Source organism: Streptomyces muensis (assembly GCF_021474425.1).
In the GTDB taxonomy this organism is placed as follows: domain Bacteria; phylum Actinomycetota; class Actinomycetes; order Streptomycetales; family Streptomycetaceae; genus Streptomyces; species Streptomyces muensis.
Window position 1 is genome coordinate 1 of sequence record NZ_JAKEIP010000062.1, and the last position, 22,711, is coordinate 22,711.

Here is a 22,711-nt window from a genome sequence, read left to right on the forward strand (position 1 = left end):
CGGGCAGGCCCGCGTCGGCGAGGACACGGCGGGGGCGGCCGTGGGGAGCAGGGCCGCGGCGGCTGTGAGGGCGCACAGCAGGGCGGCGGGACGGGGCGGGGCGGACAAGGGCACTCCCTGGGTCGGTAAGAGCGGGGTAGCAAATGAAAATGATTATCGCTAACGTGTGCCCGTCAAGTCCGGCACCCCTCCGACCGAGGGGCGTGCCGGGCTGCCTTGACGTCTGAACTCACGGCACGAAAAGGGGAGTTGTGGCTCATCTGCTGGTCGTAGAGAGCTGGGTCGGGTCGATGAGCAGGCTGCTGCCACGGGCGATCCGGGAGGGCGGACACGAGTTCACCTTCCTCACCCGTGACCTGCATCACTACCTGCGCTCGGCGCCCGAAGGGGCGGCGCATCCGCTGCTCGGCGCCCGCAACGTGATCACCACAGAGACCAACGACCTCGACGCCCTGCTGCCCGAAGTGGCCCGGCTGCACTCGGTGCTGGGCTTCGACGGGGTCATCACCTCCTGCGACTACTACCTGCCGACGGTCGCCCGGATCGCCGGGCACCTCGGCCTGCCCGGCCCCGGCCCCGAGGCGGTGGAGAACGCCTGCCGCAAGGACGCCACCCGCCGTGTCCTCGCCGACGCGGGCCTGCCCGGACCGCGCTTCGCCGTGCACGAGGAATGGGCCGACCTCGCGCGGGCCGCCAAGGAGATCGGCTACCCGCTCGTCGCCAAACCGGTCGACCTGTGCGCGGGCATGTTCGTGCGGCGCGTCGACGACGAGACCCAACTGGCGGATCTGGTCCGGGACTTGGCCGACTTCCCGGTCAACGCCCGCGGTCAGCGCCGCACCCCCGCCGTCCTCCTCGAAGAGCTCCTCGACGGCCCCGAGGTGAGCGTCGAGACCGTGTCGTACGCGGGTGCCGTGCACATGGTCGGCGTCACCGACAAGAGCATCGGCGGAGCGCCCGCCTTCATCGAGACCGGGCACATGTTCCCGGCCGCGCTGCCGCTCGCCGACCTCGACGCCGCCGAGCAGACCGCGCTCGGCGCGCTCAAGGCGCTCGGGCTGACGGACGGGGTCGTGGCGCACACCGAGATCAAGCTGACCTCCGCCGGGCCGCGCGTCGTCGAGGTCAACCCCCGGCCCGCCGGCAACCGCATCACCGAGCTCGTCCGCCATGTCACCGGCATCGACCTCGCCGCCGCCTTCGTGGACGTCGCCCTCGGCCGCCGACCCGACCTCGGGCGCACCGACACCGGCCTGCGCAGCGCCGCCGTCGGCTTCCTCGTCCCGGACCGCGCGGGCACCCTCGAAGCGCTCGACGCAGGCCGACTGGCCGACGAACCTGGTGTGTTGGAGGTACAGCTCGCCGAGCCCGGCAAGGCCGTGAAGGCGGCCGGCAGCAACAACGAGTACCTGGGCCACGTCATGGCCGGCGACCCCGACGGACCCGGCGCCCGCGAGCGGGTCGAGGGCCTGCTGGCCGGCCTGCGCGCCGGGATGGTGATCCGATGACCCCGGTCACCGTCCCGCCAACAACCTCCTGTCGGACGTACGACGATCTCGTCGCCCGGGTCCGCGCGGGTGCCCTCGGCCCCGACCCCCGCACCCAGCGCATCGCCGTCGCCTTCACCACCCGGCAGGCCGTACGCCACGACGGGCGCGGCACCGGCTACCGCAACGAGGTCCTCAGCCTGCGGCTCGCCGAGGCCGTCGGGTCGTGCGCGGTCGAACCCGGGGAACTGCCGGACAGCGCGCTCGACGACTGTGTCGGTGCAGATGTGGCCCGGCTGCTGGAACACCCGCTGGCCGCGGTACGGGTGGCCGCCCTCGACGCCTACCTGACGCACGTCACCCCGCACACACCGGACCACGGGGCGCAGGCCGTCGCGCTGCCCGCCGGGTCCTCCCTGGAGAAGTCCGAGGCCAGGGCGCGAGCCGTGGTCGAGCTGCTCGACCTGCCGGCCGGGGCCACGGTGCTCGTCGTCGGCGTCGTCAACTCCCTGCTGGCAGCCCTGCGCTCGCGTGGGCTCGGATACGTCCCGTGCGACCTCAAGGGCGGGGTGACGGAGTGGGGAGAGCCGGTCGTCACGGACGCGCTCGCCGCGGCCGAGGGCTGTGACGCGCTGCTGGTGTCCGGGATGACGCTGGGCAACGGCACCTTCGAGCCCCTGCGCGCGCACGCGCTGCGGCACGGGAAGCAACTGGTGACGTTCGCCCAGACCGGCAGCGCCGTGCTGCCCCGCTTCCTGGGGCACGGCGTGAGCGCGGTGTGCGCGGAGCCCTACCCCTTCTTCTGGCTCGACGGCGGGCCCGGCGTCGTCCACCGCTACCGCGCTGCCGGGGGCGCGCGATGACCGCCGCCACCACCGCCGACGCACGGTCCACCGCCCGCCCGGAGCTGCTGACCCTGCTCGGCCGCACGCCCGTCGTCCGCGTCACCGCCGACCTCCCCCACCCCCACCCCGGGTTCTGGGCCAAGCTCGAAGGGCTCGCTGCGGGCGGCATGAAGGCGCGGGCCGCCGTGTCCATGCTGCTCGGCGCCCGTGAGCGCGGCGAACTGCTGCCCGGCGCCCCGGTCGTGGAGTCCACCTCCGGCACCCTCGGCATCGGACTCGCCTTCGCCGGGCAGGCGCTCGGCCACCCCGTCGTGCTGGTCGGCGACAGCGAACTGGAGCCGTCCATGCGGCAGTTGCTGCGCGCCCACGGAGTCCGTCTGGAGCTCGTCGACCGCCCGGCACCCCAGGGCGGCTGGCAGGCCGCACGGCTGACCCGACTGCGCACCCTGCTCGCCGAACTGCCCGGCGCCTACTGGCCCGACCAGTACAACAACCCCGACAACACGACCGGATACGCCTCCCTGGCCGCCGAACTCGCCGTCCAGCTCGACCACTTGGACATCCTGGTGTGCAGTGTCGGCACCGGCGGCCACAGCGCCGGGATCATCGGCCCGCTGCGCCGGCACTGGCCAGGACTCCGGCTCATCGGCGTCGACGCCACCGGCTCCACGATCTTCGGCCAGCCCGCCCGCCCCCGCCTCATGCGCGGCCTCGGCAGCAGCATCCACCCGCGCAACGTCGCCTACGACGCCTTCGACGAGGTCCACTGGATCGGCCCCGCCGAAGCCGTGGACAGCTGCCGCAGGCTCGCCCGGGGCAGCTTCGTCAGCGGCGGCTGGAGCACGGGCGCCGTGGCCCGGGTCGCCGCGTGGGCGGCCCGCGTACACCCGGGCGCCGTCGTCGCCACCGTGTTCCCCGACGGGCCGCACCGCTACCTCGGTTCCGTCTACGACGACGACTTCCTCACCGCCCACGGTCTCGACCTCGCGGGCGCCGCCACCCGGCCCGTGGAGATACCGCATCCGTGCGCCGCCGAGACCGGCGGCTGGGCGCGCTGCACGCGGGTCGCCGATCCCCTCTCTCCCGGAAGGACACGATGAAGGCCCGCCTGCGCACCGTACGTCTCGCACTCGCCGAGCCGCTGCGCATCTCCCGCTCCACCATGACCGCCCGCGACGCCGTGTGGCTGGGCGTCGAGCACGACGGGACGACCGGATACGGCGAGGCCGTCAGCAGCGTGTACTACGGCCTGGACGCCGACACCCTGCTGCGGCTGATCTCCTCGGTCGGCCTGGAACGGTTCGCCGACCCCGAGAGCGCCCTGGAGGCCCTGCCGTCGGCCGCCGTACCGCCCGCCGTCACCGCCGCCGTGGAGTCCGCGCTCCTCGACCTCGTCGGCAAGCGCGCGGGCGTCCCCGTCCACCGCCTCCTCGGCGCCCCGGCACCGCCGGTGGCCGCCACCGCACGCACCATCGGCATCACCTCGCCCGTCCGCGCGGCCGCCGAGGCCCGCCGGCTGGCCGCGAGCGGCTTCGAGGTCGTCAAGGTCAAGGCGGGCACCCCCGACCCCGAGGACGACGTCGAACGCGTACGGGTCATCCGCGACGCCGCGCCCCGGGTCCGGCTGCTCCTCGACCCCAACGGCGCCTGGAGCACCGCACAGGCCGCCGCCCTGCTGCCCCGGTTCGCCGACCTCGGCGTCGAGGCCGTCGAGCAGCCCCTCGCACCCGGCGACCCGGAGGCGCTGGCAGCCCTCGCCGAGAAGTCACCGCTGCCGGTCATCGCCGACGAGGACGCCGTGTCGCTCGACGACGTCCGCCGGCTGGCCGGACGCGTCCACGGCGTCAACGTCAAGCTCGCCAAGTGCGGGGGAGTCCGGGCGGCCCTGCGGATCGCCGAGCTGATCGAGGGCAGCGGGACCGAGCTGATGCTCGGCTGCCTCACCGCCAGCACCCTCGGCATCGCACCCGCCGTCCACCTGGCCGACCGCGCCCGCTGGACCGACCTCGACGGACATCTGCTGCTGGCCCACGACCCGTGGCGGGGGATAGGCGGCGACGACGGCGTCGTACGCACAAATGCCCGCGCCGGACTGGGAGTCGAGGAGGTGGAGGCCGCCCATGAAGACATGGCGTGAGATGCGGGCCTTCCCGCTCGCCGTCCAGCTCCTCCTCGTCAACCAGCTCGGCGTCAACACCGGCTTCTACCTCCTCATCCCGTACCTCGCCACCCACCTCGGCGAGAACCTCGGCATGTCGGCGGCGGTCGTCGGCATCGTGCTCGGCGTGCGCAACCTCAGCCAGCAGGGCCTGTTCATCATCGGCGGCTCCGCGTCGGACCGGCTCGGGGCGCGGGGCGTCATCATCGCCGGATGCGCGCTGCGGACGGTCGGGTTCGGGCTGTTCGCGCTGGGCGACGGGCTGCCGGTGCTGCTCGCCGCGTCCGTGCTCAGCGGGCTCGCGGGGGCGCTGTTCAACCCGGCAGTGCGGGCCTATCTCGCGCAGGAGTCGGGAGAGCGCAAGGCGGAGGCGTTCGCGCTGTTCAACGTGTTCGCCACGACCGGCGCGCTGATCGGCCCGCTGCTGGGCAGCGCCCTGCTCCTCGTCGACTTCCGCACGTCCGCGCTGACCGCCGCCGGGATCTTCGCCGTCCTCACCGTGGCGCAGGCCCTCGTCCTGCCCGCGCGCAAGGTCGAGCCGAGCGGCAACAGCGGTGTCCTCGGGGACTGGCGCGAGGTGCTCGGCAACCGGGCCTTCCTCGCCTTCGCGCTCGCCATGGTCGGCATGTTCACCCTGGAGAACCAGCTGTATCTGCTGCTGCCCGACGGGGCCAGACAGGCCACGGGATGGGACGGAGCGGCGGGACTGGTCTTCCTGATCGGTACGGTGGCCAACCTCGCGCTGCAGCTGCGCATCACCCGCTCCCTCAAGTCCCGTGGAGACAGGGCGCGTTGGATCGCCGCAGGGCTCGCCGTGATGGGGCTGGCCTTCCTGCCGCCCCTGCTCGGCGCACCGCTCGTCCTGCTCAGCGCCCTCCTGCTCTACCTCGGCATCATGATCGCCTCCCCGTTCGTGATGGAGCTGATCCCCCGTTTCGGCCGCCCCGAGCTGACCGGCACGTACTTCGGGATCTTCTACGTCGTCTCCGGCATCGCCGCCGCCGTCGGCAACGCGGTCGTCGGCTGGGCCATGGACACCGGGGAGAACCTGCCCTGGCTGTGCTGCGCCGTCGTCGGACTGGCGTCGGCGGGCGGTGTGGCCTGGCTGCACCGGCGCGGAGCGCTGCCCCGGACCGCCGAGGCCGCCAAGGTCGCCGAGGTCACCGAGGGGAGTCGCGCATGAGCGCCGGCAACCTCCTCACCGACCACCCCGCCCTCTACGAGGCCCGCTTCCCCGACCCCGACCGGCTCGCCGGACGCTGGGTGGAGGACTGTCTGCGCCGGTACGACGCGGGGCCGCGCGTCCTGGACATGGGCTGCGGCACCGGCCGCGACGCGGCCCACCTGCACTCCGCAGGGCGCACGGTGACCGGCGCCGACCTCTCCGAGGCGATGCTGTCGTACGCCCGCGCCCGGCACCCCGGCCCCTCGTACGTCCACGCCGACCTGCACGGGTTCGACCTGGGCGCCTTCGACGCCGTCGTCTGCCTGGACAGCTCCCTGCTGTACTGCCACACCAACGACCAGCTCGACGGCTTCCTCACCTCCTGCCGCGAGGCCCTCACCGCGGGCGGTCTGCTGGTCGCGGAGATGCGCAACGGGGCGTACTTCCTGGGCCGCACGGACCTCCTCGACAACCCGAAGACCGACTCCTTCACCTGGCAGGGCACCGCCTACCGGTCGCGCACCACCCTGACCGTCGACCGCACCGCCCAACTCCTGCGCCGTACCCGCGTATGGACCGCCGACGACGGATCACCGCCCGTCGAACAGCGCTCGGCCTGGCGGCTGTTGTTCCCGCAGGAGCTGCGCCACCTCCTCGCCGCGCACGGCTTCGAGGTGCTCGAACTGCACGACGGTCCCGGACCGCGCACCGAACCACCGTGGCGGGAGAGCGAGTTGCCCGGCACCACCACCGACGCGGACCGACTGCACCTCGTCGCCCGCCTGCACACCCTCTGACACCAAGGACCAGACATGTACGACGAACGCTTTCCCGCCCTGCGCCGCCGCGGCTTCCTCGCCGCCACCTCGGGCGCCGCCGCCCTCGCCCTCGTCGGCTGCGCGGGCGGCACGGACGACAAGGCCGAGAGCACCTCCGGCTCCCCCAAGCGCGGCGGACGGCTGCGCGCCGCGTTCGCCGGCGGCGGGGCGAGCGAGACCCTCGACCCGCACCTGGCCAACCTCTTCGCCGACGTGGCCCGCGCCAAGGCCCTCTACGACAAGCTCGCCGACTACGGCGCCGACCTCTCCGCCCAGCCCCGCCTCGCCGAGAAATGGGCGTCCAACAAGACCCTGGACCGCTGGCAGGTGACCCTGCGTCAGGCCACCTTCCACGACGGCAGGCCGGTCACCGCCAAGGACGTCCTCTACAGCTACCGCCGGATCGCCGACCCCAAGCAGGCGTTCCGCGCCAAGGCGTCCCTGGAACCCCTCGACCTCGACGCCAGCCGCGCCACCGGCGAGCGGTCCATCGAGTTCGTCCTGAAGCGGCCCACCGCCGAATTCCCCAACGTCCTCGCCGCGTTCGGCGCGTACATCGTCCCCGAGAACGCCACCGGGTTCGACGACAAGCCGGTCGGCTCCGGCCCCTTCCGCTTCGTCTCCTTCGCCCCCGGCCGCTCCGCCGTCTTCCGCCGCAACGACGACTACTGGGACGGCGCCCCGCACCTCGACGAGATCGAGTTCGTCGTAGCCAACGAGGAGTCCGCCCGCGTCAACGCCCTCCTCGGCGGCCAGGTCGAGTACGCCCACGAGCTCAACCCGACCACCGCCCGCGCCCACGAGGCCGGCGGCCAGATCGACATCGTCCGGCTGCGCAACAGCGCCATGCAGGCGTTCTGCATGAAGACCGACCGGGCACCCTTCGACGACAAGCGGGTCCGCGAGGCCTTCTTCCTCATCGCCGACCGCAAGGAACTCGTCGACGGAGCGCTGTCCGGCGCGGGCGAGGTCGGCAACGACCTGTTCGGCAAGGGCTACGAGTACTACGCCGCCGACCTGCCGCAGCGCGAGCAGGACCTCGACAAGGCCCGCGCCCTGCTGAAGAAGGCCGGCGCCGAGAAGCTGAAGGTCACCCTGGACACCTCGGCCGTCGCCGCCGGTTTCACCGAGGCCGCCGGCATCTTCCGCGACCAGGCCGCCAAGGCCGGCGTCACGATCGACGTGAAGATGGGCAGCAAGGACTCCTACTGGAGCGACATCCTCGACAACGGCACCCTGTGCTGCTACCGCTCCGGCGCCATGCCCATCGAGGCCCACCTCTCCCAGCGCCTGCTCACCGACTCCACCACCAACGCCACCAAGTGGCACCACAAGGACTTCGACGCCCTCTACCAACAGGCCCAGTCCACCCGCGACAAGACCGCCCGCGCCGCCGTCTACGAGCGCATGCAACGCCGTCTGTACACCGAGGGCGGCTTCCTCATCTGGGGCTTCGCGGACTGGATCATCGGAACGGCGCGCACGGTGAAGGGAGTTGAGACGAAGGCTCCGGCAAACACCCTCGACTGGGCCCGCTTCGACAAGGTGTGGCTGGCGTGACGACCCAGTTGGGCGGCAACGCCCCCAAGGGGCGCGGGGCTGTATCGATATGCGGCTCCGCCGCGGGGCGCGACCAGCCACGACGGCGCAGCACTCGCACGACGGCCTACGCCCCCTTCGTCACTAGGCGCCTCCTGCTCGGCGGAGCCCAAACCGTCGGAGTCGTGCTCCTGGTCTTCGCCCTCACGGAAGCCCTCCCGGGCGACGCGGCAGTCGCCCTGGCCGGCGACCAGCCCGACCCCGCCCGCATCGCCGCGATCCGCGAGGCGATGGACCTGGACCGTCCGGCGTACGAGCGGCTGGCCGACTGGGCGACCGGCCTGCTGCACGGCGACTTCGGCACGTCCCTCGCCTCCGGCCGCCCCGTCACCCAGTACATCACCGACGCCTTCGGCCCCACCCTGCTGCTCGCCACGCTCACCCTCGCCCTGCTCGTCCCCCTCGGCTTCGGCCTGGGCGTGCTCGCCGCCCGCCACGAGGGCCGCCTCGTGGACCGGCTGGTCAGCTCGGTCACCCTGGCCGTGTACGCCGTCCCCGAGTTCGCCCTCGGCGTGCTGCTGGTGACGGTCCTCGCCCTGAAACTGGCCTGGCTGCCGCCGACGGCGGTCGGCTACGGCACCGACCTGCTCGGCCATCCGGCGGCACTGGTCCTGCCGGTGCTGGTCCTGCTGTCCCGGCCGGTGTGCTCCCTGTCCCGTCTGGTCCGGGCCGGCATGATCGACGCCCTCGCCTCCCCCTACGCCGCCCACGCCCGCCGCTACGGCGTCCCCGGCGCCCGCGTCCGCTACGCCCACGCCCTGCCGAACGCCCTGGCCCCGGCGGCTCAGCAACTCGCCCGTACCGTCGACTGGTTGCTGTGCGGGGTGATCGTGGTGGAGGCCCTCTTCGTGATCCCGGGCCTGGGCACGGTCCTCCTCAACGCGGTGGCCGAACGGGACGTACCGGTCGTGCAGGGGCTGGCCGTGGTGTTCGGGGTGCTGACGGTGCTGCTCAACCTCGGGGCCGACCTGGTGGCGCACCGGCTGACCCCGCGTGCGGGGGTGGCCGCGTGACGACGTACCACGTGACGACGTACCGCCGCTTCGCGCTCGGCCTCACCGTCGTCGCCGTGCCCCTCGCCCTCGCCCTGCTCGGGCCGCTGTTCGCGGGCGATCCCGGCCCCCGGGCCGTCTCCTTCACCCTCGGCGGCGACCACTGGCTCGGCACCGACTTCGTGGGCCGTGACGTGTGGCACCAGGTCCTGCTGGGCGGCCGTACGGTCGTCCTGACCGCGCTCGCCGCCACCGCGCTCGCGTATCTCGTCGCCGTCCCGGTCGCGCTCGTCAGCGCGCTCACCCGCGTCCGCCGGCTGGAGGAGCTGCTGATGCGGCCGCTGGACGTGCTGCTCGCCGTACCGTCGCTGCTGCTGATCCTGCTCGTGGCCTCCGTCTTCTCGCCCGGCGCCGCCGGGCTCGCGCTGCTCGTGGCGCTGGTGAACGTGCCCGACGCGGCGCGCATCGTGCGGGCGGCGGCGGGGGAGGCCGCGGCACGGCCCGCCGTCGAGGCGCTGCGGATGCAGGGGGAGAGCTGGTGGCGGATCGCCGTCGGCTATGTCGGCCGGTCGGCGCTGCGCACCCTCGCCGCCGACGCCGGGATCCGGCTGACGGGCGTGCTGTACCTGGTGTCGACGGCCGCGTTCCTCGGGGTCGGTGTCGCGCCGGACGCCGCCGACTGGGCGGTCATGGTCGACCGCAACCGCACCGGTCTGATGGTGCAGCCCTGGGCCGTGGTGGTGCCCGCGCTGCTGATCGTGGCGCTGACGATGGGGACGAACCTGCTGTTCGACGCCGCGTTCGCTCCGCGGGTGGTGCCGCGAGTGGCGCCGCCGGAAGTGCCGCGAGGGGGTGTCGGGCGGCTGCGGCCTCGTTGGGGCTGGTCGCGCCGTTCCCCGCGCCCCCAAGGGGGCGCACTGAGGAAAGGAGGGCGACAGCCGTGAGCCGAGGCACTGACACGCCTCTCGTCGAACTGCGTGAACTGCGTGTCGAGATCGACGGACGTGCGATCGTCGACGGCGTCGACCTGCGGGTGCTGCCCGGCAAGGTGACGGCGCTGGTCGGCGCCTCGGGCAGCGGCAAGACGACCACGGGCCTCGCGCTGCTGGGGGAGTACCCGCCGGGGGCGAGCGTGAGCGGTGAGGTGCTGCGGGCAGGGAGTGAGCCCGTGGGCTACATCCCCCAGCATCCCGCCGCCGTCCTCAACCCGGCCCGCCGCGTCCGCGCCCTCCTCGACGACATCGCCCGTCCCCAGGTCCGTCACCTGCCCCGCGCCGAACGCCGCCAGGCGGCTCGCGCACTGGTCCTGCGGGCACTGGAGGACGCCCAACTCCCGGACGCGGAAGCCCTGTTGCGACGCCACCCGCACCAGCTCTCCGGCGGTCAGCAGCAACGTGTCGTCCTCGCCCAGGCCCTGCTGCTCGGCGCCCGTGTCATCGTCGCCGACGAACCCACCACCGGCCAGGACGCGTTGACCAAGAGCCGTATCGTCGAGCAGCTGGCCGCTGTCGCGGCGCGCGGTATCGCGGTCGTCCTGCTCAGCCACGACCTCGACGTGGTCCACGCCCTCGCCGACGAGGTCCTCGTCATGCGCGAGGGCCGGGTCGTGGAGTCGGGCCCGGTGGAACGGCTGTGGACGGCACCGAGGCACGAGTGGACCCGCCGACTGCTCGACGACCGGCGCGCGGCACCGCAGCACGGGACGGCTGTCGGAGCCGGCCGACCAGTCCTGGAAGTACGGGACTTGACCGCCGTACACGACCGTCGAACCGTAGTCCTGCGCGCCTCGGACCTCGCCCTCCACCCGGGCGAGTGCGTGGCCGTCGTCGGCCGTTCCGGCAGCGGCAAGACCACCCTCGCCCGCTGCCTGGCGGGCCTGCACAGCGACCACGACGGCGAGCTCCTGCTCGACGGCACCCCGCTGCCGCGCAGTCTGCGCCATCGCGACCGGTCCCAACTCGCCGCCGTGCAGTACGTCTTCCAGGACGCCCGCGCCGCCTTCGACGAGCACCGGCCCGTGCTGCACCAGGTGGCCCGCACGGCCGTCCGCCTGCGCGGCGCCGACGAGCGGGCCGCCACGGCCGAGGCGTCGGCCACCCTGAACCGCCTCGGCCTGCCCGAGGCTCTGGCCCAGCGCCGCCCCGGCGCGCTATCCGGCGGCGAACTCCAGCGCGCCGCCCTCGCCCGCGCCCTGCTCGCCCGCCCGAGGGTGCTGATCTGCGACGAGGTCACCTCCGGCCTGGACACGGTGACCCGGCGGGGCATCCTCGACGTCCTCGCGGGCCTGGTCGGGGAGGGCGACGACCTCTCCCTCGTCCTGATCACCCACGACCTGGACACCGCGCGACTCGCCCACCGCATCGCCGTACTGGACGCGGGAGAAGTCGTCGAACAGGGGCCGACGCGAAAGGTCCTGACCGACCCCCGGCACCCGTTCACGACCGCACTCATGCGGACCACGGAGCGCCTGGAGACGGGGACCCCGTTGTGAGAGCCGACCTCCGGGCGGTTCGCGGAGGGGACGGGAAGGCCTCGGCGGGTGGCCCGGAGGTCGGCGGTTTCGGGGTGTGCCTCGCCTACGACCTGGTCGGCAGGCGACGGCGGCGCGGCCGGGCGGTGGCCTCGGCGAGCAGGGCGTGGATCTGACGCACCGCCTCCGCCGGATGTGTGGCGGCGGTGGCGAAGGGCAGCCGGACGTCGTGATGGGCGTCCGGCGTCTCCAGCCGGAGCACCAGGCCGTACCGGTCGAGCCGCAGCGGCCGTACGCCGGTCGCGCCGAGTCGCTCCCGGGCCGGGAGCAGCCGGGCGAGCGGGGCCACCGTGTGGGCGTGGGCAGCGTCCAGCCGGGCGAGCATCTCCGCCTCGTGCGTGGCGAGGGGGTCGGGAGAGGCGAGGGCCAGTTCGTCGAGGCCGACGACGGTCGTGCCGTCGTCCTCGGTGAGCACCGCCCGGGCCGCGTTGAACACCAGGGCCTTCGGGCCGAGCGCGGTGAGCCAACCGCCGAGCGTCAGCCGGGTGCGCACCCGTTCGCGTACGACGACGGGGGCCAGGTCGGTGAACTCCACGAGGGCGGCGAGGTCACCGTGCGGCGCCATCGTCAGCTCGGCGGCCAGGTGGCCGTCCGGCGGGTTGTGCAGGAGCAGTCGCCCGGCGGCGTCGACCGTGTGCAGGCCGATCAGCTCGATGCGGTGGCCTTGCGTGGTGACGGTCAGCGAACCGGCCGCCGCCAGCACCGAGCGGGCACGCTCGGCGGGCGACGGCTCAGGGCAGGAGGCAGCAGACACGGGAGGACCCTTCGAGTTAGGTAAGCCTAACCTTAGCTCATGTCGTGTGCCTCCCGCTGGTCACTTCTTGTCGAGGGTGAGCGAACCGCTGTAGTCCGACGTGATCGTCTGGCCGTAGAACGGGTCCTTGCCGGTGGCGCGGGCGATCACCGAGGCCTCGCCCGGCTGGAAGGGCGCGCTGCCCGTGGGCGTGGCCTCGGCGGTCCACGCAACCGGCTCGCCGGGAACGCACGGCACCTGGGTGCGGTACGAGCCGCGGACCGTGCCGCCGTCCACCGTCTGGCTGACCGTGCCGTACGAGTCCACCGTGACGGGCGAGTTGCACGTCACCGTGCCGTGCACGACGGCCTTCCCGCTCCGCTTGTCGGCGGTGCCGGCGGCCGCGACGCCCAGCCCCAGCACGGTCTCGGCGGGAGGCTCCGGATTGTGGACGCGGACTTCACCGCGCAGCGCTTCCGTGGCTCCCGGGCAGTGCTGCTCGAAGGAGGCGTCGAGGTCCTTGACGTATCCGTACGGTCCGAACTCCACGGAGCGAATCGTGAAGGAGCCCTCGGCGAGACAGTCCCGGCCGTTCCCCCGCAGTTCGAGCCGCGGCTCGTCCGGGCTGGGGTTCGCCTTGGCGCCGAGGTAGGTGCCGGGCGTCAGCGACTGGGGCTGACCCCACGGCGCGGCGAGATGCAGCGCCCAGGTGTCGCCGCCCGCGCCGTCGACGAACACGCTGAGGTCGGTCCCCGGGACGCCGTTGGTGCTGTAGCCCTGGACGGTGATGACGTCCTGCGAGTCCGCTCCGTCGGCGTAGGAGTACGACTGTCCGGCGCTGATGTATTCGCCCGCGTCGCCGCTGAAGGCGAAGGTTCCGGTCTCCACGTCGTAGGCCTGTGCCGTGGCACCTCCCAGCAGGCCCGAGAAGACGGCCGTGAGAGCCAGCGTCGTGGCGAGGCCGGTGGCGATGCGGTGGTACGTGCTCCTGCGGGCACGCGTTCTCATAAGTCTCCTAGGTGGTAAGGCGGATGGGGCAGCCAGGACGGATGACGATGTCGAAGCGCGGCGGTTGTACAGCAGGCGACGCCTCGCACGCCAACGCACGGACAAACAGGCCCAAGCGGGCTGCGCCGACGCACGGCGAACCCCGAAGGTTGTACGCGCGCTGTGACTTGCTTGTGTGGGCATCGACACGCCCGTTACCCGTGATGTTCACGAGGCGGCATCCGCTTGACCGGTCAGGAGAGCCGGCACAAGCGCCGCCGGCCGATCGAGCGAAGGGGTGGGGGTCCCATTGAGCCCAGCGGAAAGACCCGGCACGGGCGCCGCGGACATGCGGTCGTGCGCTGCGGAGTTCGTCGCACGCGCGACCGCCCGCCACCGGCTGCCGCTGGACTACTCCGTGGCCAGCCTGCGCGTCGTGGACTTCCTGGTCGACGGGCTGCGCAAGGGCGGCGCCGGGTGGGAACAGGTGCGGGAGACGCTGTTCGGGCTCGGTGCCTACGTCGGTGAGGTGCTGGTGCGCCGTGCGGGCGCGGTGTGGGTGGACTTCGACGCCGACCAGCGCACCTACTTCGGCCAGCCGGTCGGCGTGCGCATGCCGGACGGCCGGATCTGGAACCCGCTCGGCAAGGTCCGCAACCGCTTCGACCTCGGCGGACCCGGCGAATCGCTCCAGACCTTCTATCTGACCCTGCACGGTCGGGGCAGGAGGGCCGTCGCGTGAGAAGGTCCATGGCCGCGACGGCCCTGCTCCTCGCCGCCGCCCTGACCGCCTGCGCGGACTCGTCCGACGACGGACAGCCCGTCGACTCCGCGCGGTCCACCACCCCGAGCCCTCAGGCGGCCCCCGCCGAACCCGAACCCGAGCCCCGTACCGCCGCCGAGTTCCTCGCCCGGGCCGAGGAGGCGATGGCCGGGCCGAAGGGCTGGACGTTCGCGGTGAAGGGCCGTGAAGGCCTGGTGCTCCAGGGCCAGGAGAACGCCGCGACCTACACGGCCACCGTGCGCCGGACCACGGGCGACCCCTGGGCGCTGCACTCCACCGGCGCCACCCTCAGCAAGGGCGTGAGCAAGCCCGAGGAGATCTACGTCGCCGACGGGACGGCTTACGTCAAGAAGGGCACGGCCGGCTGGGAGCACGGTCCCCTCACCGACCCGGAGTTCGCGGACAAGGTCGAGGACCCCCTCGCCGCGCTCGACGCCTTCCGCGGATACGGCGCCGAGGTCACCCTCGCCACACCCGCCGACCGGGTCGAACTGCGCGTGCGTACGGCGACCGCCCCGCTGCCCGGCGTACGGGAGGAGGCCGTCGTGAAGAAGGCCCTGCGCGAACTCGCCCCGACCCTGCGGCAGTTGCGCGCCGCCGACGTCACCACCCCCGAGAGCGGGATCACCGTCGAGAGCGTCGAGGAGACCCTCGTCCTCGACCCCTCGACGTACCGGATCACCGCGCACACCTTCGAGTGCGGCTTCCGCATCCCCTACGACGGGCAGAGCATCCGGTACGAACAGGAGGTCACCGAGCGGACCGAGGGGCCCTACGACGGGACCGTGGCCCGGCCGGACGGGATCGGCTGAGCGAACTCCCGCCGCGGTCCGGCCAGGGCCGCGGTCCGGTCGGTCACGCCGCCGCCCGCGTCCGCTCCGACGCCACCGGGAAGCCCTCCGTACGGAAGACCCGCCGCTCGGCGTCCACCGCGAACACCTCGCAGCCCGCCCGGCCGGCCGCCCACGCGACGCCCTCCGCGCCCATCGCGAACGCGGCGGTCGCCACGGTGTCCGCGACGGTCAGGGAGGACGCCACGACGCTGAGCGAGAGCAGTCCGGTGGCCGGGCGCCCCGTGCGGCCGTCGATGATGTGGTCGCCGCGCTCGTAGCACGCGGACGTCGCAATCGCCCCGTCGGTGAGCTCGGCCACCGTGCACACCTTGTCGGCCTGCTCGGGGTGGCGTACCCCCACCCGCCAGGGCCCGCCGGAGGCGACGACGTCACCACCGGCGTTCAGGACGAAGCGCCGCGCCCCCGCGGCCGTCAGCAGCCCGGCCGCCCGCTGCACCGACCAGCCCTTCACCACCGCGCACGGATCCAGCCCGCGCCCCGGCAGCCGTACGTCGAAGGCGCCGCCGGTGGCGACCCGGTACTCCTCGCACAGGCCCAGCACCTCGTCGAGGTCAGCGCTGACATCCCCGCGCGCGAGCTCGCCCCGGTCCAGCCGGGACACCTCGCTGTCCGCCTTGAACGGGCTGAACCGGGCGTCGACCTCACGCAGCCACGCGAAGACCGCATCGGCCGCCTCCTCGCCGATGTGCTGGTCGTCGACCCGCAGCGAGACCGGGAACCCCATCACCTGCTCGACGCGGTGCACGTCAGGCACCCTTCGCGTCGATGGCGGCCTGCAACGACTCCCGGTAGCCGTCGCTGGTGATCGTGGCGCCGGAGACCGTGTCGATGTCCGCGCTCTGCGCGTCGAGGGTCTCGGCGATCAGCTTCGGGACCGCCGCCGTGGTCTGCGGGTGGTTCGGCTGCTGGAGCATCTTCACCGAGGCGATCTTGTCGCCCTCGAAGGTCACCTGGACCTGCACGGGGCCCTTGTCGGTGTTCACCGTCGGGCCGTCGACCGGCTGCGCCTGTGCGGCGGCGGACGCCGAGGGGGACGCGGAGGAGGAGGCCGCTGCCTTCGCGTTCGCGTCGATGGCGGCCTGGAGGGACTCCTTGTAGCCGTCGCTGGTGATGGTGGCGCCGGAGACGGCGTCGATGTCCGTGCTCTGGGCTTCCAGGGTCTCGGCGATCAGCTTCGGGACCGCCGCCGTGGTCTGCGGGTGGTTCGGCTGCTGGAGCATCTTCACAGCCGTGATCCTGGAGCCCTGGAAGGTCACCTCGACCTGTACCGGGCCCTTCTCGGTCTGCACGGTCGAGCCCTTCACGACCGTGTTCCCGGATCCGGCCGCCGCCGAGGGCGTCGAGGCCGACGTGGCGGACTCCGTGGTGGCGGTGCCGAGGGACGGCTCGTAGCGCCAGACCGGGATCAGGCCCACGGCGCTCAGGACCAGGACAGGTATTGCTCGCTTCACGATGTCTTTCCCGTCCCTCTCAGCCGGCCAGGCTGAAGCGCTCGAAGTGGACCTGCTGCTTGGGCACGCCCAGCTCGCGCAGGCTGCCGATCAACGCGTTCATCATGGGCGGCGGTCCGCACAGGAACACGTCCCGGTCGGTGATGTCGGGCACCAGCCGCGCCAGCTCCGCCGGGGCCAGCTTGTCGGGGGCCGGCGGCCCGGTCACCAGGTGCAGCTCGGCGCCCTTGGCGTGCGCGAGCTCCACCAGCTCGCCGTAGAGGACCGCGTCCCGGTCCGTGGCGACCCGGTAGATCACGACCGCGTGGCCGTGCAGCTCCTCCAGCAGCGCCCGGATGGGCGTGACGCCCACGCCGCCCGCGATCAGCACGGCCTCCGGCCGGGTGCGGTGCATCGTGGTGAAGGCGCCGTAGGGGCCCTCGGCGAAGACGCGCGTGCCGACCTTCAGATGCCTCAGGCCCGCCGAGCCGGCGCCGGCCGCCTTGGCGGTGAGCCGCAGCTGGTTGCCGTCGGGCGCCGCCGACAGGGAGAACGGGTTGGCCTGCCACCAGCGGTCCTTCGTCAGGAACCGCCACAGGAAGAACTGGCCGGCACGGGCCGGGAGCTTGTCCAGGTCACGGCCGGTGACGTAGACGGAGACCACGTTGTCGGACTCGGCGACCACGGCGGAGACACGCAGCTGGTGGCGCTGGTTCCGCCACAGCGGCAGGACGAGCCGGCCGACGAACACCGAGGCCAGGGCGACGCCCCACACTCCGTACCAGTACGCCGTGGCGACCGGGGACGAGGTGAAGGACGTACCGACCGCGACCTGGTGCGTGAACGCCAGGACCACCGCGACGTAGGTGTACAGGTGGATGAAGTGCCACGTCTCGTACGCCAGCCTGCGGCGCGCGAACCGGGCCGAGACCACGCCGATCACGATGATGATCCCCAGCGCGACGACGGCGCGCAGCACGCCCTCGACCGTCTCGGCGAGGTCGATCAGCTGGTTCACCGGGTCCAGCGAGGACGACTCGGCGTAGCCGAAGGTGATGAACACGGCGTGTGCGAGGAGGGCCCACAGCACGCTGAAGCCGGTCCAGCGGTGCCAGGAGGTCAGCCGGTCCATGCCGATCCGGCGGTCGAGCCAGGGCAGCCGGGCCACCAGCAGCAGCTGGAAGGCCATCAGGAGCGCGCCGAACAGGCCGGTGAGGCGGCCGAGCACGATGAGGGTGTTCGAGGCGAAGCCGGCGGCGAAGAAGAAGTAGAGGACCACGGCCACGTTCGCGGCGAGCAGGGCGTACAAGCCCGTGCGGGCGACCACCCTGGGGCGTATCGCCGTGGGGGGCGCAGGGGGCGATTGGACGGTCGTCGTCACGGCGACAGCTCCTTGATCTCGTCTGTGGATACCGAGCTTGTCCGGCCGCAGCTGTCAAAAAGCTGTCGTAGATCTTTCAAGTGTTTATCGATGTGGTCGCGGTGTCCGACCCGCACCCGATGAGCGGCGTCCGGTGCCGCACTATGAACGGGTGGAGAAAGTACGCCTACTGGTCGTGGACGACGACCCGCCGATCGCCGACCTCGTCGCGACGGTCGCCCGCTACGAGGGCTGGCAGGCGATCACCGCGAACTCCGGCGAGGAGGCGCTGCGGCTGGCCGCCGAGTTCCATCCGGACATCGTGGTGCTGGATCTGATGCTGCCCGACGTGGACGGATTCGGCGTCCTGGACCGGCTGCGCGGCGCCGGGACGATGGTGCCCGTGGTGTTCCTCACCGCCCGCGACGGGGTCGCCGACCGGGTGGCCGGACTGACCCGGGGCGGCGACGACTACCTGGTCAAACCGTTCGCGGTGGAGGAGCTGATGGCCCGGCTGCGGACCGTGCTGCGGCGCAGCGCCGGGCCCGGCTTCCAGCGTTCCGTCCTTCGGGTGGCCGACCTGATGATGGACGAGGACACCCGCGAGGTGCGCCGCGGCGACAAACTGCTCACGCTCACGCCGACCGAGTACGAGGTGCTGCGCTACCTGATGCGCAAGTCACCGACCGTGCTCACCAAGGCGCAGATCCTCGACCACGTGTGGGAGTACGGCTTCGGCGGCCGCTCCAACGTCGTCGAGCTGGTCGTCAGCCGGCTGCGCCGCAAGCTCGACGACACCGGCACCCCGCTGATCCACACCGTGCGGGGCTTCGGGTACGTGATCCGGCAGGCGGCCGAGTGATCGGGCGGCTGCGGCGGACCTACCGCGGGATGCGGCTCGGCACCCGGCTGGCCCTGGGCCTCGGCGTGCTGTCCCTGGTCGTCTTCGGCGTCGTCGGCACGGCCCTGACCACGTACATGCGCGACTACCTGTCGGCCCAGCTGGACACCCAGCTCGCGCAGGGCCAGGTCGCCCAGTCCAAGAGCATCGCGGACTACGGCACGCTGACCGGCAAGAAGTACTACAGCTGGTTCTACGCCGTGTACGACGTGGGCGACGGCAAGCCCGAGCTGCGCAGGCCCGAGGACCCCGCCGACCTGCCGGAGGACGTCGACGACTTCACCGCGCTCGCCGCGGCGCAGAGCACCGCGCACACGGAGCTCCTGCGCACCGAGCACCTGCGGGGCAAGGGCGAGTACCGGCTGCGCGCGTGCGAGGTCGAGCCCGGTGTGGTGCTGGTCAGCGCCGCGCCCATGGACGACATCGAGGACACCGTGGGCCGGCTGATCGCCATCCAGGCGGTCACCTTCGGCCTGGCGCTGATGACCCTCGTGGTGGTCGGCCGGGGCATGCTGCGGCGCGGACTGAAGCCGCTGAGCGACATGGCGCACACCGCCCGCGGGATCACCTCGCACGATCTGACGGACTCGGCGCGACTGCCGGTGCGGCACGACAAGCGCAGCGGCGGCCCCGAGGTCGAGGAGCTGCGCACCGCCTTCAACACCATGCTGGAGCACATCGACGACTCCCTCGCGGTGCGCGCGGAGGCGGAACAGCGGCTGCGCCGCTTCGTGGCGGACGCCTCGCACGAGCTGCGTACCCCGCTGATGTCGGTACGGGGCTACGCCGACCTCTTCCAGTACGCGGCCGCCAACGCCCCCGAGGAACGGGACAGGCACCTGGCCCGGCTGCGCGCCGAGGCCGCCCGCATGGGCTTCCTCCTCGACGACCTGCTGCTGCTCGCGCGCCTGGACGCCGCCGAGGTGGAGACACCGCTGCGGCTGCGGGAGGCGGACCTGGTGGAACTCGTCGAACAGGCGGCGGACGCGTTCCGGGTCACCCACGCCGGCCACCCGCTGACGGTGGCTCCCGGCCCCGGTTCCCTGAAGCTGGTCCTGGACGCCCAGCGCATCCGCCAGGTCCTGGACAACCTGCTCACCAACGCGGCGATGCACACCCCGGCCGGCACCCGGGTCTCGGTGGCGGTGTCGATGACGAACGGCGCGGCTCAGGTCCGGATCGCCGACGCCGGCCCCGGCATCCCGCCCGCCGACCGGGCCCGGGTCTTCGACCGCTTCTACCGCGTCGACAAGGCCCGCAGCCGCGACCGGGGCGGCAGCGGCCTGGGGCTGGCGGTCGCCCAGTCACTGGTGCGGGCCCACGGCGGCCGGATCGAGCTGACCAGCGAGCCGGGGGCGACGGTGTTCACGGTGACGATCCCGCTGACCGGCGCGGCTCCTCCGGGCCACGAAGCCGCAACACAACACGTCTAGACTCTCTCAACGGCCCGGAGCCCGTGGTCGGAAGCGGGCGAAAACTGTCAAACCCGAAGGGTATTCGGCGTTTTGATACGCATAGACTCAGTCACCAAGCGATACCCGGACGGCACGGTGGCGGTCGACCGGCTCTCGTTGGAGATACCCGACCGCTCGATCACCGTACTCGTGGGCCCTTCGGGCTGCGGGAAGACGACCACCCTGCGGATGATCAACCGGATGGTCGAGCCCAGTGAGGGCACCATCCTCATCGACGGCGTCGACAGCCGGCAGCAGCCGGTCAACACGCTGCGCCGGTCCATGGGATACGTCATCCAGAACGCCGGTCTCTTCCAGCACCGCACGATCCTCGACAACATCGCCACCGTGCCCCGCATGCTCGGCTGGGGCAAGGAGAAGTCCCGGTCCCGGGCACGGGAGCTGATGGAGCGGGTGGGCCTCGACGCGACGCTCGCCAAGCGGTACCCGTACCAGCTCTCCGGCGGCCAGCAGCAGCGCGTCGGCGTGGCGCGGGCGCTCGCCGCGGATCCTCCGGTGCTGCTGATGGACGAGCCGTTCTCGGCCGTCGACCCGGTGGTGCGCAAGGGACTCCAGGACGAACTCCTGCGCATCCAGGAGGAGTTGGGCAAGACCATCGTCTTCGTCACCCATGACATCGACGAGGCCGTCAAGCTCGGCACGATGGTCGCCGTGATGCGCACGGGCGGCAAGCTCGCCCAGTTCGCCCCGCCCGCCGAGCTGCTCTCCCGGCCGGCCGACGCGTTCGTGGAGGACTTCCTCGGCGCCGACCGCGGCATCCGGCGGCTGTCCTTCTTCCCGTCGGCGGGCCTGGACCTGCTGACCGCCCCGATCGTGGCCGTGGACGCCACCGCCGAGCAGATCACCGCGGCCGGCGCCGCCGACACCCCGTATCTCCTCGTCACCGACGCCGACGGCAGGCCCCTCGGCTGGAGCGAGCCGCGGGACCTCACCGCCGGGGAGATCACGGCCGACCGGCTCCTGCCCTACGGGCGCCCGTTCGTCGCCGTCACCGACTCGCTGCGGGCCGCCCTCGACTGCGCCGTGCTCTCGCCCACCGGTTGGGCCGTCGCCGTGGACACCTCGGGCCGGGCCACCGGCGTCGTCCCGCAGCAGGCCATCGGCGAGGCCATCCGGGGCGCGCACGCACAGACCGCTGCGGACGAGGCGCGGGACGCGGAGCCCGACGAGGACGGCAAGGCCCAGAAGGTCGCGCCATGAGCGAACTCTTCGACCTGCCAAGCGACCTCCAGAACAGCTACTTCGGACTGGTCGCCCTGCATCTGCGCGAGGCCCTGATCCCGGTCCTCGTCGGGCTGCTCGTCGCCCTGCCCGTCGCCCAGCTGTGTGTGCGGCTGCGCTGGCTGTACGCGCCCGTGCTGTGGGTGACGACCGTGCTGTACGCGATTCCGTCGCTCGCCTTCTTCGTCATCCTCATCGACTACACCGGCCTCAGCGAGCTCACGGTGATGATCCCGCTGGCCGTCTACAGCCTGGTGGTGCTCGTCCCGGCGATCGTGGACGGCGTGCGGTCGGTGCCGCAGGAGACACTGGCCGCCGCCACCGCCATGGGCTTCGGGCCCGTACGGCGCTATGTCCAGGTGCAGTTGCCGATCGCGGCGCCCGCGATCATCGCCGGACTGCGGGTGGCGTCCGTGTCGAGCGTCTCCCTGGTCAGCGTCGGCATGCTGATCGGCAACGAGGGCGCCCTCGGCAACCTGCTCAACAGCGGCCTGACCTACAACCAGCCCCGCCTGATCTGGCTCTCCGTCGTGGGCACGGCCGTCCTCGCCTTGCTCGTCGACGCCGCGCTGATCGGCCTCCGTGTCCTGCTGACCCCCTGGATGCCGCGCGCCACCCGCAAGAACGACGCCCGCACGCTCGCCGTGAAGGAGGCCGCCCGGTGAACGTCCTGAACTTCATCAACTCCTTCTTCAGCGACAACGCCCACTGGCAGGGCTACGACGGCATCCCGACCCGCGTCGGCGAGCACATCCAGTACACGCTGATGGCCCTCGGCATCGCCGCCGCCGTCGGCCTGCCCGTCGGCCTGCTCACCGGCCACACCGGGCGCGGCGGCAACACGCTCGCCCTCATCGCCACCTCGGCCCGGGCGCTGCCCAGCTTCGGCCTGATGGTGCTGATGTTCATCCTGCTGGGCCTGGGCATGGCCCCCGTGATGATCCCGCTGGTCGTACTCGCCATCCCGCCCATCCTCGTCACCACCTACGAGGCGATGCGCTCCGTCGACCCCGCACCGGTGGACGCCGCCCGCGGCATGGGCATGGCCGAGACCGCGGTCCTCTTCCGCGTCGAACTCCCCGTCGCCCTCCCCCTGATCCTCAGCGGCCTGCGCTCGGCGGCCATCCAGATCGTCTCCACGGCCACCATCGCCGCCTACGTCAGCTTCGGCGGCCTCGGCCGCTACATCATCGACGGCCTCTACCAGCGCAACTACGAGAAGGTCGTCGGCGGCGCGACCCTGGTCGCCGCCATGGCGTTGACGACGCTGGGGCTGTTCTGGGCGGTGGGGCGGCTCGCGGTGTCACCGGGGGTGCGCAGGCGCTCCGCTGGTGGTGCCGCGGGGTAGTGCCGCGATGTGCAGTCGTGCGTC

Annotated in this window: 22 protein-coding genes; 17 read left to right on the forward strand and 5 right to left on the reverse strand. The window is 72.5% G+C overall.

The genetic code is table 11. The features are described from left to right. Positions 1-251 precede the first annotated feature (251 nt). From L0P92_RS17285 to L0P92_RS17330, 10 genes are all read left to right on the forward strand, one after another. The gene (locus tag L0P92_RS17285; RefSeq protein WP_234763620.1) at positions 252-1,508 is read left to right on the forward strand and encodes an ATP-grasp domain-containing protein; all 1,257 of its coding nucleotides are present in this window, start codon (positions 252-254) and stop codon (positions 1,506-1,508) included. Then, a complete protein-coding gene (locus L0P92_RS17290) occupies positions 1,505-2,350 on the forward strand; it encodes a hypothetical protein (RefSeq protein WP_234763621.1) in 846 nt (281 codons plus the stop codon). The genes L0P92_RS17285 and L0P92_RS17290 overlap by 4 nt, the downstream gene beginning before the upstream one ends. Beyond that, the gene (locus tag L0P92_RS17295) at positions 2,347-3,432 is read left to right on the forward strand and encodes a PLP-dependent cysteine synthase family protein (RefSeq protein WP_234763622.1); all 1,086 of its coding nucleotides are present in this window, start codon (positions 2,347-2,349) and stop codon (positions 3,430-3,432) included. Before L0P92_RS17290 ends, L0P92_RS17295 begins: the two co-directional genes overlap by 4 nt. After that, complete coding sequence (locus tag L0P92_RS17300) at positions 3,429-4,469, forward strand: dipeptide epimerase (RefSeq protein ID WP_234763623.1); 1,041 nt, start codon at positions 3,429-3,431, stop codon at positions 4,467-4,469. The genes L0P92_RS17295 and L0P92_RS17300 overlap by 4 nt, the downstream gene beginning before the upstream one ends. Then, positions 4,453-5,673, forward strand: coding sequence for an MFS transporter (locus tag L0P92_RS17305; protein ID WP_234763624.1), 1,221 nt, complete (start codon positions 4,453-4,455; stop codon positions 5,671-5,673). Before L0P92_RS17300 ends, L0P92_RS17305 begins: the two co-directional genes overlap by 17 nt. Further along, complete coding sequence (locus L0P92_RS17310; protein WP_234763625.1) at positions 5,670-6,452, forward strand: class I SAM-dependent methyltransferase; 783 nt, start codon at positions 5,670-5,672, stop codon at positions 6,450-6,452. Before L0P92_RS17305 ends, L0P92_RS17310 begins: the two co-directional genes overlap by 4 nt. A gap of 15 nt (positions 6,453-6,467) precedes the next feature. Next, complete coding sequence (locus tag L0P92_RS17315) at positions 6,468-8,033, forward strand: ABC transporter substrate-binding protein (RefSeq protein WP_234763626.1); 1,566 nt, start codon at positions 6,468-6,470, stop codon at positions 8,031-8,033. 134 nt (positions 8,034-8,167) lie between these two features. Then, positions 8,168-9,085 (forward strand): ABC transporter permease, encoded by a 918-nt coding sequence (locus L0P92_RS17320; RefSeq protein WP_234763652.1) that lies wholly within the window; start codon positions 8,168-8,170, stop codon positions 9,083-9,085. Then, entirely contained in the window at positions 9,082-10,008 is a 927-nt protein-coding gene (locus L0P92_RS17325) for an ABC transporter permease (RefSeq protein ID WP_234763627.1), read from the forward strand. Before L0P92_RS17320 ends, L0P92_RS17325 begins: the two co-directional genes overlap by 4 nt. Further along, the gene (locus L0P92_RS17330) at positions 10,005-11,555 is read left to right on the forward strand and encodes an ABC transporter ATP-binding protein (protein ID WP_234763628.1); all 1,551 of its coding nucleotides are present in this window, start codon (positions 10,005-10,007) and stop codon (positions 11,553-11,555) included. Before L0P92_RS17325 ends, L0P92_RS17330 begins: the two co-directional genes overlap by 4 nt. An 85-nt stretch (positions 11,556-11,640) precedes the next feature. Here the strand turns inward: L0P92_RS17330 and L0P92_RS17335 are convergent, their stop codons facing one another. Both L0P92_RS17335 and L0P92_RS17340 read right to left on the reverse strand, forming a co-directional pair. Beyond that, positions 11,641-12,348 (reverse strand): DUF2470 domain-containing protein, encoded by a 708-nt coding sequence (locus tag L0P92_RS17335; RefSeq protein WP_234763629.1) that lies wholly within the window; start codon positions 12,346-12,348, stop codon positions 11,641-11,643. Between the two features lie 60 nt (positions 12,349-12,408). After that, a complete protein-coding gene (locus L0P92_RS17340) occupies positions 12,409-13,335 on the reverse strand; it encodes a hypothetical protein (RefSeq protein ID WP_234763630.1) in 927 nt (308 codons plus the stop codon). Positions 13,336-13,663: 328 nt separating this feature from the next. Here L0P92_RS17340 and L0P92_RS17345 point away from each other — a divergent pair, with 328 nt between their 5' ends. Next, entirely contained in the window at positions 13,664-14,056 is a 393-nt protein-coding gene (locus L0P92_RS17345) for a hypothetical protein (RefSeq protein WP_234763653.1), read from the forward strand. Further along, positions 14,053-14,910 (forward strand): hypothetical protein, encoded by an 858-nt coding sequence (locus L0P92_RS17350; RefSeq protein WP_234763631.1) that lies wholly within the window; start codon positions 14,053-14,055, stop codon positions 14,908-14,910. Before L0P92_RS17345 ends, L0P92_RS17350 begins: the two co-directional genes overlap by 4 nt. A 43-nt stretch (positions 14,911-14,953) precedes the next feature. Here L0P92_RS17350 and L0P92_RS17355 read toward each other — a convergent pair whose 3' ends face one another. The 3 genes from L0P92_RS17355 to L0P92_RS17365 are packed head-to-tail and all read right to left on the reverse strand — an operon-like array spanning position 14,954 to position 17,709. Further along, complete coding sequence (locus L0P92_RS17355) at positions 14,954-15,676, reverse strand: FAD:protein FMN transferase (RefSeq protein WP_234763654.1); 723 nt, start codon at positions 15,674-15,676, stop codon at positions 14,954-14,956. 22 nt (positions 15,677-15,698) lie between these two features. Further along, entirely contained in the window at positions 15,699-16,403 is a 705-nt protein-coding gene (locus L0P92_RS17360; protein WP_234763632.1) for an FMN-binding protein, read from the reverse strand. 19 nt (positions 16,404-16,422) lie between these two features. Next, the gene (locus L0P92_RS17365) at positions 16,423-17,709 is read right to left on the reverse strand and encodes a ferredoxin reductase family protein (RefSeq protein WP_234763655.1); all 1,287 of its coding nucleotides are present in this window, start codon (positions 17,707-17,709) and stop codon (positions 16,423-16,425) included. Positions 17,710-17,914: 205 nt separating this feature from the next. Between L0P92_RS17365 and L0P92_RS17370 the strand changes: the two genes are divergently transcribed. From L0P92_RS17370 to L0P92_RS17390, 5 genes are all read left to right on the forward strand, one after another. Then, the gene (locus tag L0P92_RS17370; RefSeq protein WP_234763633.1) at positions 17,915-18,604 is read left to right on the forward strand and encodes a response regulator transcription factor; all 690 of its coding nucleotides are present in this window, start codon (positions 17,915-17,917) and stop codon (positions 18,602-18,604) included. After that, positions 18,601-20,076 carry a sensor histidine kinase gene (locus tag L0P92_RS17375; protein WP_234763634.1) on the forward strand — a complete coding sequence of 492 codons (1,476 nt, stop codon included), beginning with the start codon at positions 18,601-18,603 and terminating at the stop codon, positions 20,074-20,076. Before L0P92_RS17370 ends, L0P92_RS17375 begins: the two co-directional genes overlap by 4 nt. 72 nt (positions 20,077-20,148) lie before the next feature. Next, the gene (locus L0P92_RS17380) at positions 20,149-21,318 is read left to right on the forward strand and encodes an ABC transporter ATP-binding protein (RefSeq protein WP_234763635.1); all 1,170 of its coding nucleotides are present in this window, start codon (positions 20,149-20,151) and stop codon (positions 21,316-21,318) included. Beyond that, positions 21,315-22,004, forward strand: a complete 690-nt coding sequence (locus tag L0P92_RS17385; RefSeq protein WP_234763636.1) for an ABC transporter permease — start codon at positions 21,315-21,317, stop codon at positions 22,002-22,004. Before L0P92_RS17380 ends, L0P92_RS17385 begins: the two co-directional genes overlap by 4 nt. After that, positions 22,001-22,687 (forward strand): ABC transporter permease, encoded by a 687-nt coding sequence (locus tag L0P92_RS17390; protein ID WP_234763637.1) that lies wholly within the window; start codon positions 22,001-22,003, stop codon positions 22,685-22,687. The genes L0P92_RS17385 and L0P92_RS17390 overlap by 4 nt, the downstream gene beginning before the upstream one ends. The last annotated feature ends 24 nt before the right edge of the window (positions 22,688-22,711 follow it).